At 54.7% G+C, this 13,690-nt stretch carries 12 protein-coding genes and 1 pseudogene; 5 read left to right on the top strand and 8 right to left on the bottom strand.

The features are described from left to right. Positions 1–23 precede the first annotated feature (23 nt). Positions 24–269 carry a hypothetical protein gene (locus CACC_RS03785; RefSeq protein WP_005279864.1) on the bottom strand — a complete coding sequence of 82 codons (246 nt, stop codon included), beginning with the start codon at positions 267–269 and terminating at the stop codon, positions 24–26. A gap of 431 nt (positions 270–700) precedes the next feature. Between CACC_RS03785 and CACC_RS03780 the strand changes: the two genes are divergently transcribed. Together CACC_RS03780 and CACC_RS03775 are read left to right on the top strand one after the other, a co-directional pair. Then, positions 701–1,879: a DUF262 domain-containing protein gene (locus CACC_RS03780; RefSeq protein WP_005279862.1), complete on the top strand. Its 1,179-nt coding sequence runs from the start codon at positions 701–703 to the stop codon at positions 1,877–1,879. Positions 1,880–1,891: 12 nt separating this feature from the next. Next, on the top strand, positions 1,892–2,671 hold the full coding sequence (locus CACC_RS03775; protein WP_005279861.1) for an MAE_28990/MAE_18760 family HEPN-like nuclease: 780 nt from the start codon (positions 1,892–1,894) through the stop codon (positions 2,669–2,671). A 176-nt stretch (positions 2,672–2,847) separates the two neighbouring features. Here CACC_RS03775 and CACC_RS03770 read toward each other — a convergent pair. From CACC_RS03770 to CACC_RS03755, 4 genes and pseudogenes are all read right to left on the bottom strand, one after another. Then, a pseudogene (locus CACC_RS03770) lies at positions 2,848–3,291 on the bottom strand (transposase); the annotation flags it as partial. A 177-nt stretch (positions 3,292–3,468) separates the two neighbouring features. Further along, the gene (locus CACC_RS03765) at positions 3,469–4,296 is read right to left on the bottom strand and encodes a TIGR02391 family protein (RefSeq protein ID WP_035108585.1); all 828 of its coding nucleotides are present in this window, start codon (positions 4,294–4,296) and stop codon (positions 3,469–3,471) included. A gap of 684 nt (positions 4,297–4,980) precedes the next feature. Then, the gene (locus CACC_RS03760; protein WP_005279856.1) at positions 4,981–5,319 is read right to left on the bottom strand and encodes a P-II family nitrogen regulator; all 339 of its coding nucleotides are present in this window, start codon (positions 5,317–5,319) and stop codon (positions 4,981–4,983) included. 27 nt (positions 5,320–5,346) lie between these two features. Further along, on the bottom strand, positions 5,347–6,669 hold the full coding sequence (locus CACC_RS03755; RefSeq protein ID WP_005279855.1) for an ammonium transporter: 1,323 nt from the start codon (positions 6,667–6,669) through the stop codon (positions 5,347–5,349). 311 nt (positions 6,670–6,980) lie between these two features. Between CACC_RS03755 and CACC_RS03750 the strand changes: the two genes are divergently transcribed. The 3 genes from CACC_RS03750 (at position 6,981) to CACC_RS03740 (ending at position 10,404) form a co-directional block, all read left to right on the top strand. Next, entirely contained in the window at positions 6,981–8,981 is a 2,001-nt protein-coding gene (locus CACC_RS03750) for a poly(ethylene terephthalate) hydrolase family protein (protein ID WP_005279853.1), read from the top strand. A 10-nt stretch (positions 8,982–8,991) separates the two neighbouring features. Then, a complete protein-coding gene (locus tag CACC_RS03745) occupies positions 8,992–9,420 on the top strand; it encodes an OsmC family protein (protein ID WP_005279850.1) in 429 nt (142 codons plus the stop codon). Between the two features lie 78 nt (positions 9,421–9,498). Further along, positions 9,499–10,404 (top strand): DUF1906 domain-containing protein, encoded by a 906-nt coding sequence (locus CACC_RS03740; RefSeq protein ID WP_005279849.1) that lies wholly within the window; start codon positions 9,499–9,501, stop codon positions 10,402–10,404. 2 nt (positions 10,405–10,406) lie between these two features. Here CACC_RS03740 and CACC_RS03735 read toward each other — a convergent pair whose 3' ends face one another. Genes CACC_RS03735 through CACC_RS03725 form a run of 3 tightly spaced genes read right to left on the bottom strand, consistent with a single transcriptional unit; the run spans position 10,407 to position 13,367 of the window. Next, positions 10,407–11,336: a hypothetical protein gene (locus CACC_RS03735; RefSeq protein WP_244262169.1), complete on the bottom strand. Its 930-nt coding sequence runs from the start codon at positions 11,334–11,336 to the stop codon at positions 10,407–10,409. Between the two features lie 39 nt (positions 11,337–11,375). Further along, positions 11,376–13,019: a solute symporter family protein gene (locus CACC_RS03730; protein WP_005279846.1), complete on the bottom strand. Its 1,644-nt coding sequence runs from the start codon at positions 13,017–13,019 to the stop codon at positions 11,376–11,378. Further along, positions 13,020–13,367, bottom strand: a complete 348-nt coding sequence (locus tag CACC_RS03725; RefSeq protein ID WP_005279845.1) for a DUF485 domain-containing protein — start codon at positions 13,365–13,367, stop codon at positions 13,020–13,022. It abuts the gene before it with no gap. Positions 13,368–13,690 lie beyond the last annotated feature (323 nt).

Below are 13,690 nucleotides of genomic sequence, written 5' to 3'. Positions count from 1 at the left end.
GTGCAGCCCCAAAACTAGCGCTTCTAGCGCTCGGCTTTTATATTTTTCTTTTCAAATACAGGACCGGAACGGGCCAGCGCGAGGATCACCAGCACGGTCCCGAGGCCCGCTGAAAGCAATGGAACTACAGCATTACCTGACTGCTGCCTAGCCTCGGCATCCATTTCCGCATTCAGCTCGCGGGTAATTGAGTCTTGCAGTAAAGCCCAAACTAGGGAATTGGCATCCGTGGTGGATATGGCTAATTCATCAATAATTTCCGCGTGCACGGGGTAGCGAAAAACTTCCTTATGGTCGCATTATCGGACGGCTCTCGGCGTGCCATATTACGCATTCTGGGTTATCTCCTTATGCAGGTTGGGAACCTACACACCAACCATCGGATCCCCTCAATGGCCGTCCCCGACTGCTTCGATAAAGCCTATAATCCAGACCCCACGCATGAACAACTTAACAGGCTCGATGAAGCTGACCCTGGAGCAAACAGGATGGTCAGCCCAGTCGTCTTCGAAAACCACATCGGATTTACTGCCGACAAAATAGATGGTTGTCTAACCTCAAGGTAGCTTCACTGCGTGTCCACGATTTGCGGGAACCCCAGAGGACTTAACGGGCGCTCAAAAAAGGACCCACGCATTTAGTTTTCACGATATAATTGCGAGTGGATTTTGTAGTTCTATACGAATTGAAAGGACGATTTATGTCAGCCATTAGTGAAGAAGAGCTTGTCAACGCTGTTAAAGCTAGGTCTCAAGAAGTCCGGGCAGCAACAACCTCGTACTCGGTGAGGGAGTTAAGGAGCATGTTTGAGGAAGGGCAGATAAATATCCGCCCAGAGTTTCAGAGAACGTTCCGGTGGACCAAAGAACAGAAATCTTCTCTGATTGAATCCATGTTGTTGTCCATTCCACTACCCTCAGTCTTTGTTTCCGAAGATTTTGATGGTGATTGGGATGTGGTTGATGGTGTACAGAGACTCTCCACCATTTTCAGTTTTATGGGGATGACCTTTCCGGATTCGGACAATAACCTTGAGTCGGGCGACAATAGCATGGACGGTGCCGATGAAGAAGCATTAACCGATTCGGGTAGGGACTCGGAATTTTCTCTTGAGCCATTTGCTCTGTCTAGATTGGAACACCTAGTCGAGGCAGAAGATCTTAGTTGGATCGACCTACCGAGAGCGCTTAAAAGAAAACTAGAAACTACGCGTATCGATGTCACGATGCTGGAGAGTACTTCTTCTGCAGAAGCTAAGTACAATTTATTCTTGCGCTTGAATTCTGGAGCTAGCCTTACTCAGCAAGAACTCCGAAACTGCCTGTTACTGATGGTTAACCCGAGTTTCTTTAAAACCATTAAGTCATGTGCACAGAACGAGGACTTCCTTAAACTTGTTCAACTCTCAGATAGAAAGTCGAAACAAGCTTTCAGCGATGAGCTTGTTTTACGATTTTTCATGCAGAGCGAATTTTCCGGAGACACCTCGTCACTTCGAGAAGACTTCGGAGAATACCTGACGGCGTGGGCGAAAGGTGCTGCTTTACGGGAAGAGTCCAGTTATACTCCCGATACGGATTTGTTTAATAGGACTGTTTCCTTGGTTCTGTCTGCAGGAGGCAGTGATGCGCTCCGTCGACTCTCTGAAGATGGGAAATCCCGTCGCGGTCCAGCATCAAATGCTGCCTTTGAATTTGTAATGTCCGGCGTATCAAATGAAATAGACTTCTGGGAGAGTACACCTGAAACCCTCCAAGGATTACTGTCCGATTTTTGGACTTCTGATGAATTCCGCGAACACGTAGGATCTGGAGTAAATGCCCGCGATCGTTTTCCAAAAATGATTAACTTCGGACGTCAATACTTTAAAAGGCGTTAGAAATTGAAACAAATGCGTGACATCGATGAATTATTTGGTGCATTAACCGAGGCCAGCGCGTGGAGGAAAAAAGAGCTAAACAAACTGGTGAGCAAGTTCAACTTCCAGTATCGAAAGACAACTCAAAAAGATCCCAACAACCCCGAAAAAACTATCGTTCGCTATCAATATATTGAAGATGACAGCAGTGGACGAGTAGTTCCGTTATCGGCTTTAGACAAGCGTGCGATGTATATACTTACCTATTCCCATTGGGAAGGATACGTAAAGCAAGCTATTCAAATTTACTTGAAATCATTAGGTTACGTATCTTTTCGGGAAGCCCAATCACACCCAAGGGCAGTTCGACGTATCCTGAGGACGAGACTGGAAGAGCACAAAAAAGCCATGGAGAACTCGGATCTTTCTCCTGAAGAACTTCAAAAACTACGGGCGCGTTTCATTGAACAGCTCGATGATGATCGATTGGAGCTTCAGGAACAAGAAATAAAAATATTTTCTAATACTTCCTCAAATCTCAGAATCAAAGTTTTAAAAAAATTGTTACGCGATTTGGACATACGCATCCCTGAATTTTTCCACAGAAATGGCGAAACTATTGATAAAATGGTCGAAATACGCAACGGCATTGCGCACGGTGATCCCACATATAGAAGTGATAGTTTTCCAGAGGAAGTACAGGACGGCTTACCCAAAACTATTGATTTTGTAGAGGAGTCGTTTTCTGAATTGCAAAAAATTTTAATAGAGAAAGCAGATTCTTCCTTTACTGTCGAAAAGCGGTTGGCTTAGTAGAGTGACGGCCTGATAATCAAGTTTCAATATCCTGGTTTGATGTTAGTAAAATAGGATTTTAAATTCTGCGTTTCCCGCAGGTCGTGAAAACATAGCATTGTTAGCTAGTTGCTAGGTAGCTATTTCCGCTCCCTGCGCCGAGCGTGTCAAGTTGTTTGTGTGTGGGGTTAGGTTTATAGGTATTTGTCGAAGCGGTCAGGAAAGGCCACGGCCATTTGGTTGATGGCTTGTTTCCAGCCGGATACTCGTGCTCCTTCCACGAGCCTGCTGGTTGTAGCCGAGGCCCGTTTGCCTTGTTTCGCCCGCTTGATAGCTCGTTTGTCTTCAATATTGCAGATCATCAACCACAGCGTCTTTAACGCGGAATCATCATTAGTAAATTGGACCCGGTTGCGCGTGGCTTTACGCAGCTGGTTGTTAAACGATTCAATCGAATTCGTCGTATAGATAACCTTCCTGGCCGCTGGAGGAAACTGCAAAAATGGCACGAATCTATCCCACGCATCCTCCTAGACCTTGACCGACTGAGGGTACTTCACACCCAGTTCAGACTTGGAGAATTCCTTCAACGCCGCTTCTGCCGTGGATTCATCAGTAGCTGTATACACCTTCTTCAACGCTGCTGGGGCCTGACCCCCGGAAAGTGGACACGCCGGAGGCTGGGTCCTTCTTGGCAAGTTCCAGGTTTTCCATCTACTCAAACAGAACAAACCTGGGACGCTTAAGTTCTATGGTTACTAGAATCGAGCGAATTGATGGGTGCCACTTTCGGAAGATAGGTTCGGGTGCGACTTCTATCTGAAGGACTGATCAAGCTGGGCTGAATCGAGGCGACGGTGAACATAAGAAAATAAGCTAAAAGCATCGAGAAAGTCATGTTGGTCTTCCTCACTTCCCCGCCGGGTTTGATGTGCGCGAGGATTCCGGTAGTGCCCATAGATACCTACCAGAAGGTTCCTAAACCCTTTTTGTTCTGATTCCTCCGACTGTGTGGAAAGTCCATTAATTAAAAGCCTAGGAGCAGAATTCTTTGTTCCCAAAGCGGTGTCGAACAAGTCCTGGCCATCATCCGTCAGGCCTGTAAGGTTACGGATGCGATCAGGAATCGACTTGGCGGCCTCGGATATCGCATGGAACAGTGACTGGGAGATCAGTTCTTGACTGCAATATTCCAGCAGATGCTCGTGAGTACCTCGCCGATGTAGCTCCTCCATGAGAGAGTTTGTGAGACGGTCAATATCGTCAAATTTATTTGCTACTTCGCCGAATTCGATCAACCGGCAATCTTCGTCGATGTGCCACCCCTCAGTGATCAGTACCCGGTTGAGCTGGCGACGCAAATCCTCCCAGAACTGGCGGTTGTTAGTGTGTCGTGCCGGACTCATTGCCGCCGCTATGAAGTCACGCGTACGTTGAGCGGCTGACTCCGAATTGGACGTGTTAGTAAGCGCGCCAAACAGTCCCTCTCGTTTATTTCCGGTTCCACGTGGTGGCGCGTCTATATCTTGCAGAAGCTGGTCAATCTGACTTCCAGTCAGGCACGGTGGTTCAGGGCTGGCCAGGACGTTTGCAATATTGCGGATCGTCGAACGGTGAGGAAAAGAAGAAGAGGATTGACTCATTCTTCAAGCTTCTCATGTGTAAAGCAGGAAGCTAAATATTTCCATCAGGGCCAGTGTCCAGTTCAAAGGGGTCCTTGAGAACACATGCGTAAGCGCCCTACACGGTCACGCCCTTGGCTTGTCGGAATTCACGTCAAGGCTTGCTCTTATAAAGGGCCGATAATGGCTGCTACTGACCTCCTGACATGTACTAACGATGCAGGTGGAATTATCCCAACTGCCGAACAAAGGGCAATGCCTATTTCCGTGGCCGCGGTCCTGCTGCCACAGCGTTCGGTAACAGCAACATAAACAAGATAATCCAGGATTAACGCAAGGGTTCCATTTCGGCATCCATTGCGTTGTCAGCAGTTCCGCTTAAAGGTACCCAAAATTCCTAACTTTACCCCTGGACAAGGGCAGGTTATGTTCGTCTGCGTTTCTATTACTTTTCTTTTGATGAGCAGTAGAACTTGTCGCTAGCTTCGGTTAGGCACCGCCCGATGCCTGAGGAATGATCTTTAGCCAGTGAGTAGCCGTCAAAGGAGAGCACACACCCTCTCATCGTTTTAAGGCCGATAGTTCCGATTCGGCACAAACCGGTTCGATGGTCCCATTGTTTCTTCACCATAAGATTTAACGACAGCTTAGAGCCCCAGCCCTCCACTCTTCTGAGGAGGCCTGGGGCGCCGGTGTCTTGGAGGCTTAAATAGCCTTCTCCCCACGCTCGTCGGTGCGGACGCGGATGACGTCTTCGACGGGGGCTATCCATATCTTGCCGTCGCCGATTTCGCCGGTGCAGGCGGCGTCGACGATGGCATCGACAATTGCTTCGGCGTCATCGTCTGCCACGATGAGCTCGATTTTGGCCTTAGGCACAAAGGAGGTGGCGAATTGGGCGCCGCGGTAGATTTCCTTGTTGCCGCGTTGCTGGCCAAAGCCTTCGATTTCGGTCACCGTCATGCCGGGCGAGCCGAGCTTTTGTAGGGCTTGCTGGATATCATCAAGAGTAAAGGGCTTGACCACGGCTGTTACGAGTTTCATTGTTGCTCCTAGGTATCGCTGGGCGTTTTAGTTGCGGCTGGTGGTACCGCGCATGGCACGGCCGCCAATGTCATAGCCGGTCTCACGGTGACCACCAAAGTCAATGCCGTCGGTTTCAATCTGGTCGGTCACGCGCCAGCCAATGGTCGCCTTCAAAATCACCGCAATGATGGCGGTAATGACTGCGGCGAAGACCATGGCGATTGCGGCGATGAGGATCTGTACGATGAGCAGCTTCCAGCCTTCGGCGCCGCCGCCGGTAAAGATGCCGCGATCATTGGCAAAGAACGCAACCGCCACGGTGCCCCACAAGCCAGCGACCAGGTGGACGCCCACGACGTCGAGGGAATCATCGAAGCCGAAGCGGAACTTCAGGCCCACGCCCAGGCAGCCCAGCATGCCGCCGAGGGCACCCATGATGAGGGAGGTGACCGGGTTCAGGTCGCCGGCGGCCGGGGTAATGGTGACTAGGCCGGCAACCACGCCGGAGGCTGCACCTAAGGAAGTGCAGTAGTTATCGCGGAGCTTTTCCACGAGCAACCAACCTAGGATTGCGGCAGCCGTTGCGGCGGTGGTGTTGACCCAGGCCAGGCCGGCGAGGCCATCGGCTGCGAAGGCGGAACCGCCATTGAAGCCGAACCAACCGAACCACAGCAGGCCGGCACCGAGCATGACCATGGGCAGGTTGTGGGGACGCTGAACGCTCTTCGGGAAGCCTTGGCGCTTGCCCACGACAATCGCTAAGACCAGTGCGGCCGTACCGGCGGAAATGTGGACGACGGTACCACCGGCAAAGTCAATCGGTGCCACAAGCGCTTCCCCACCTTCGCTGCCAAAGATCCAGCTGGTGACGCTGCTTTCACCCTCACCCAGGATGCCACCGCCCCAGACCATGTGAGCCAGCGGGAAGTAGACAAAGGTTGCCCACAGGCCACTGAAAATCATCCAGGTACCGAACTTCACACGGCCCGCGAGTGCACCGGAGATAATCGCGGTGGAAATAACGGCGAAGGTGAGCTGGAAGCCGATATCGATGATATTGGCGTAGCCTTCCGCACCTTCGAGGTACTCACCGTTGGCATCAAAGATGGAATCCTTGAGCCCGAAGAACTCGAAGGGGTTGGCAACGATGCCGCCCCAAGACTCCGTGCCGTAGCTCATTGACCAGCCCCAGAGGATGTAAATGATGCTGACTACCGCTAGTGAGCCGAAGGACATCAGCATCATGTTGAGCACACCGCGGCGCTCTGTCATGCCTCCGTAAAAAAGTGCCAGGGCTGGGGTCATGAGCAGCACGAGAGCCGCGCTCATGAGCATCCAGCTCGCATTGCCTGCGATCACCGAATCCATTGTTTCTCCTTGTAGGGTTCCTTCATTGCTTTTCATAACGGTAGTACTACAGGTATACAAATATCTATTGGGCTATAGGTTAATCCCCCAATGTGGGGTTGCCGCACCCCTTACCCTCCTCGCGTAATTAATTCACTGCGCCGGGCGGAATTTAAGCAGCTCAGCGTCCGTACAGCACTCCTGGAAAGTGCACCGTTTGCACCGGCTTTCGGGCGGACCTAATGTGCTTCCACGCTGGACTTTAAGTTTTCCACTATCGGACTTTCAGCCCACTCGTTTCAATGAAGTACCACCCCACAAGGAACGCGTATATGTCCGACTCCACATCCCTCTCCTCCGCTCCCATGGAAGAGCGGTCGTCCCTTTCTCTAGAGCAGCAGGCACAGCAGTTGCCCGCTGAAGTATCGAAGAAGCGCCGCTTTAGCGATGGCTGGAAGCTCCTCGTGTGCATCGTCATCGTGCTCGTCGGCGCCCTGGGCTCGTCCCTGGTGCAAACCGATGGCGGCAATGTTCAAGTCACTGACCTCAAAATCGCCGGCAAGCACGGCGCTACCGTCACCGCCGATCTCTTCCGGCCGAAGGACGCGACGCCGGAGAATAAAGCGCCGATGGTCATCGTCTCGCCCGGTTTCCAGCGCACCAAGGAAACTCAGGTCTCCAACTCGCTGGAATTGGCCCGGCGCGGCTTTGTCACCCTGGTAGTTGACCCATATAACCAGGGCGAATCGAGCTCGCAGCACCCGGACGATGGCGATACCGCCGTCGTAACTGCCATTGATTACGTCACTGACCACTTGGATACGTTTAATTACGTCGACGAGGATCGCATCGGCATTACCGGCCACTCCGCCGGTGGTACCGCGGTGCGCACCGCGGCCAATAAGTACGGCAAGAAGGTCGATGATGCGCTCGAAGCCGCCAAGGATCCAGATAGCGAAGGCGGCACCACCATCACAGATGGCGAGCGCAAGCGCGCTGAGGACCTGGATAAGATCTCCGCGGTCTTTATCTCCGGCTGGCTCAAGAACTTAAACGATAAGAAGTTCGCGCACGTGCACTCCAATATGGCGCTGGGGTATGCCCGCTACGATGAGGGCGGCTACCGCAATATCAACGGCGATGGCGATCTGCGCGATGCCCCAGAGGCCCTGTCCATGGTCAACTCTGGGCTCAAGAAACAAGACCAGGTGGACCGCATTGAGATCGGCCGGGGCTACGGGGACATCGACGAGGGCACGTACCGCGTTGCCTATAACGATGAAACGCTGCACCCGCTGCAGCCGCTTACACCCAGTGCCATCGGCAGTATCCTCGAGTTCTTCGATGACACCCTGGATGCGCCAGTGAAGATGGATTCCGGCAATCAGACGTGGTGGCTCAAGGAGGTCTTTAACCTCCTGTCCCTCATCGGCGGCATTGCCATGCTCTTCCCGCTGACCCGCATGCTCTTGCGCACCCGCTACTTCGCCCCGGTGGCACAGGCTCTCCCGACGGTACCGAAGCGTCCGCGGGGCAAAGAGGCCGCGAAGTTCTGGGCATTCTTCGTGCTTTCGGCGGCCATCGCATTCTTCACGTTCATGCCGCTGGCGAACCTTTCGCAGGACGTCTTCTACGATGCCGCGAATAAGGTCAGCACCTGGTTCTTCCCGGCGCGCATGGTCAACTCGGTGGTCTTGTGGGCCATCGTCAACGGCATCGTCGGGCTTATCTTGTTCTATATCACCCGGGATAAGTCCACCTATGCCCGCGGCGAGCGCGCCCGCGCGTGGGGCATCACGATGAGCTGGCGCACCTTTTGGCGCACGATACTGCTCGCCTTCATCCTGCTCTTCGTGTACTTCTCCGTGCTATCCATCGTCTACCTCGCCTTCCACAGCGATTACCGCTTCCTGGTCGTGGCATCGCGCCCGCTGACGCTGCGCTGGTTCTTGGTGGCGCTGATGTACGTACCGGCGATGTTCATCTTCTACCTGGCCAACTCCATCCGCGCCGGCGTGGGCACACGCTATAGCGATACGCCCAAGTGGCAGACCTACCTCATCGCGGCGCTGGCGAACTCCGTCGGCTTGGCGATGATCTTCGTTATCCAATATTCCGTCTTCGCCGCCACCGGCACGGTGCACTGGACCGATGACTGGCTGTATGTGAATATGCTGCAGTCCATCTTGCCCATGATGATCCTGCTGCCCATCTTGAACAAGATGTTTTATGCCAATACCGGCCGCGTATGGCTCGGCCCCCTGGTTATCGCGCCCATCTTTATCACCATGTCCTTGGGCGGCAGCGTGGCCTATATCCCGAGCCTGGCTTAAGCTCTAAGCCATGAGTGAAATCACCAAGCAGTATTGCGTTGACCTTAACCGCGTAGAAAATTCGGTGTACCGCGCCACCAATGCGGATGGCGCCAGCATCGAGTTCGGCCGCGGGGAGGGCCTGTTATCGCCGGTAGAGCTCCTGCTGGCCGCCGTCGCTGGGTGCACCGCGGTGGATGTGGATGTCGTGACTTCCCGGCGCACCGAGCCGGAGTCTTTCCAGGTGCGCGCAGAGGGCGACCGCGTGGATGAGGATGGCGCTTCGCGGCTTTCCGATGTCCGCGTCTCCTTCGACCTCGCCTTCCCCTCCACCCCGGAGGGCGCTAAGGCCCGCGCGCTCGTGGATAACCTCATCCGCATCTCCCACGAGAAGGATTGCACGGTATCGCGCACCGTGGAACACGCCACGAACGTGGAATTTAGCAACGAGTCAAAATAAACACGATTCCCCCACTATCTCCTGCTATGGTGCATTTGTTAACTATTGTGACTAATGTGATCACTGCAGGAGCTTTTCATGTCACCGTCTCTGTCTCGTCGCGGCCTCTTGAAGGCAAGCGCCCTTGCCATAACCGCCGGTGCCATTGGTACGGCCGCACCCTCTGCCGCCGCCCTCGGCCCGGTGCGCGGCACCATTATCGATTTTTCCTCCGGCATCCCCTCCCCCGCGGCCATCAAGCGCGCGGGACACATCGGTGCCATTCGCTATGTCTCAAATAAGCGCCCCGGCGCGGCTTGGATGACCGGCAAGCCGGTCACGCTGCAAGAGGCCGCGGCCAATGCCGCCGCCGGCCTGCCCACGGCCTCGGTCTATCAATTCGGCCGCGCCGAAACCGCCGATTGGAAGCAGGGCGCGGCGGGCGCCGCCATCCACGCCCCGCAGGCCATTTCGCTGCACAAGGCCGCCGGTGGACCCACGCACCGCCCCATTTACATCGCCATCGACGATAACCCCACCCGCGAGCACTACACCCAGTTCATCCGGCCATACCTGCAAGCTTTTTCCAAGGCCCTGTCCGTGGCCGGCTACCAGACCGGCGTCTACGGCAACTACAACACCATCGAGTGGGCCAGCCGCGATGGGATTGGTACGTTCTACTGGATGCACGATTGGGGTTCCAACGGGAAAATTCATCCCAAGACCACCATTCACCAGCTGCCGCAGTCGCGCCAGCAGACCATCGAGAACGTCATCGTCGATGTCAACGAGGTCTACGCCAGCGACTGGGGCCAATGGACGCCCGGTTCCAAGCAGCCTGGCATCCAGGATCTCAGCTCCACCCTGGACAAGGCCATCCCAAATATGCCGGAGCTGCCGCAGCTCAACGCGGATGGGGTGAGCTTTAAGGGGTCATCGCTAAGCAACGAGCAAATTCGCGGGCTTGCGGATGCCGCCCAGGACATCGCCAAGGCCATTAAGTAGGTCTATTTCCCTTTGGGCTCGGAGGACTTCTTTTCGTCCTTCTTGTCCTCGTCCTTCTTCTCGCTCGAGGTCGGCTTCTCTGAGGTCGTCTCGATGGGTGGCACGTCCTCGCCATCCTTGTACTTCAAGAACCGCTCGGTGGCCTTGCCCAGGTTCTCGCCGTTGATCTCGCTCTTCACGTAGTCCGTGAGGTCATTGGCAGAACCATTAATGGAGGCCGCGGCGACGAAGTTCTTGCCAAAGGACACCGAAGAATTGATGGACTTATCGTTGGACCAGCCCCACTTGCTGCCCACGACATTAGAGAGCTTCGCGGTGCCATAATCCTGGTCATAACCATCTTCTGAGACTGGATCCGCGTGCGACATCGCCACCAGCACGGGATGGGTTTCATCGCGCTTGATGAGCTGCGAGATGAAGCTGGCCACGTCATAGGTGGAGGTTTCCGAATAGCCCCAAGTCTCGCCCGCCTTGGTGGATTCCAGATCGTATTCCTTGGCAATCTTATCGATGGAATCCGGATACTTTTTAAACAGCTCCTCGGCGCTCTTATCAGAAGAGCTGGCGATCATGCCGAGCGCTTCGTATTTATCCTCGTACTCGCCCTGCTCAATGACGTAGGTGGCGATATAGAGCTTGATGAGGCTGAGCGCCGGGCGGGGATCGTGTTCGGCCGCAGAACCCATATACATGCCATCGTGCAGGCGAATATAGCTAATGGAATGGCCCTCATCCCCCTTGAGGAACTCATTGATCCGCTGGGGCACGGTTGCCACCCTATGCGCGGTGATCGTGGTGTCTTCGGCTTTGGCGGTGCTATCTCGCTCACTATTGCTGCACCCAGCAACCGTAGAGCAGGCTAGCATGCACACGGCAAGGGCGGCACCAGCCTTTACTGATGCCGCCGCGTTGAGAGAGGACGGATTAAACACGTCGAACCATATTACCGGTAATTGCTCCTTTTCGGGCAATTAGTGCTGGACTGGGGCCTCGACTCCCACACCGGTCAGGGAACGAACTTCCATCTCTGCCGCCAGTTCGTCCAAGTTGTCCGGCTTGGTCACGATGGAGACAAACCAACCGACGAAGAAGGACAGCGGGATGCTGACCAGACCCGGCGAGGTCAGCGGGAAGATAGCCCAGTCCGCGTTCGGGAACATGGCGCTTTCGTTACCGGATACCGCCGGGGAGAAGAAGATGAGGACCAAGCAGGAGACAACACCGGTGTACATGGAGGCCACGGCACCCGCGGTGTTGAAGCGGCGCCAGTACAGCGAGTACAGGATGGTCGGCAGGTTAGCCGATGCCGCCACAGCGAAGGCCAGGGAGACCAGGAAGGCCACGTTCTGGGTCATCGCCAAGATACCCAAGATAATGGAGACGATACCCAGGACCACCACGGTGGCCTGCGAGACGCGCACCTGCTCCGCCTCGGTGGATTCACCGTTGCGGATAACCGCGTGGTAGATATCGTGCGCGATGGAGGCGGAGGCGGTAATCGCCAGGCCCGCCACCACGGCGAGCACGGTAGCAAAGGCCACGGCGGAAATAATGGCCATGAAGATGGAGCCACCGATTTCCAGTGCCAGCAGCGGTGCTGCGGCGTTCGCGCCACCCGGTGCGTTCAGGATGCGGTCCGGGCCAACCAGTGCGGCTGCACCGTAGCCCAGGATCAGGGTCATCAGGTAGAAGGCACCGATGATAACGATGGCCCAGGTCACGGAGCGGCGCGCCTCAACGGCGGTCGGCACGGTGTAGAAGCGCATCAGAACGTGTGGCAAGCCGCCCACACCCAACACGAGGGACATACCCAAGGAGATGAAGTCCAGCTTAGCGGCGGTAGAGCCACCGTACTTCAGGCCCGGCTCCATGATTTCCTTGGCCTCATAGCCCTTTTCATGGAGGTAATCGGACGATGCGTGCATATCAATCGCGGTGCTGAACATGTTGCTGAAGCCACCGCGCAGGGAGACAAACACCATGATGCACATGACGACCACACCGGTCACCAACAGGACGGCCTTAATCATCTGCACGTAGGTGGTGCCCTTCATGCCGCCGACCAAGACGTAGAGGATCATCAGCACGCCGACGATACCGACGACAACTGCCTGCCACTTGAAGTCATGGATGTTCAGCAGCACGGCCACCAGCGAACCGGCGCCGGCCATCTGGGCAATGAGGTAGAACAGCGTCACGAAGAGTGTGGCGATGGACGCGGCCACGCGCACCGGCTTTTGCTTCAGGCGGAAGGACAAAACGTCCGCCATGGTAAAGCGGCCCACGTTACGCATCGGCTCAGCCACGAGCATCAGGGCTACGAGCCAAGCGACGAAGAAGCCGACGGAGTACAAGAATCCGTCGTAGCCGTTAAGCGCCACCGCACCAACGATGCCGAGGAAGGATGCCGCAGAAAGGTAGTCACCGGAAATGGCCAAGCCATTCTGGCGGCCGGAGAACGAGCCACCGCCGGTATAGAAGTCAGACGCCTTCTTCGTAGTCTTGCCGGCGCGCAACACGACGGCCATGGTAACCACGAGGAAGATGCCGAAGATGGGGATATTCAGAATCGGGTTACCGGCAGAAGTTTCTTGTGCAAGGTAAGTGGTAGTCATTTACTTGGCCTCCAACTTCTCGCGAATAGCAACCGATTTAGGCTGAATATTCTTATTGGCGTATTTCACGTAAATCCAGGTAATGATGAACGTGGTCAGGAACTGGGCCAGGCCGAAGACGAGGCCGACGTTCCAGCCGCCATCGCCAAGCTCAATGGCCATAAAATCAGGCGCAAACACGGCGGTGAGCACGTAGACGATGTACCACACGAAAAACGCGACGGTCATGGGAAAGGTGAAACTACGATAAGCGCTGCGCAGCTCGCCAAACTCTTCGCTATCGCGCATTTCTATGTAGTCGGCTGCCGTAAGCTCACGGCGCTCGACTGGAGCAGTTGTATCACTCATAGAAGGGTTGTCTCCTTGGGTGAGAGAGGTTCTGTACAAACGAGGCGCAATGTGTTGTCCATCACTACCCGCGTTGCTATGTAAGATACAGAACAATCTTTGCAAAGCAGTAAATATTGCCAATATGCCTCACAAAAACTCCCCCCTTTTAGCCCGATAGGTTCCGGTGAACTGGGCTAATATTCTTTGCAAATCACCCCCTCCACCCCAGAGTTAACGTGTTCGCAAATTTTGTTAACCAGACATTAACTAATGAGTAAAGGCGGCGCGAAAGGAACCACCTATCAGCGAGGTGAGTGCCTTAACCAGCACGTACTTCCCAC

Origin of the sequence: Corynebacterium accolens, from assembly GCF_023520795.1 — a bacterium.
In the GTDB taxonomy this organism is placed as follows: Bacteria; Actinomycetota; Actinomycetes; order Mycobacteriales; family Mycobacteriaceae; genus Corynebacterium; species Corynebacterium accolens.
This window is presented reverse-complemented; position numbering and strand designations above follow the sequence as displayed.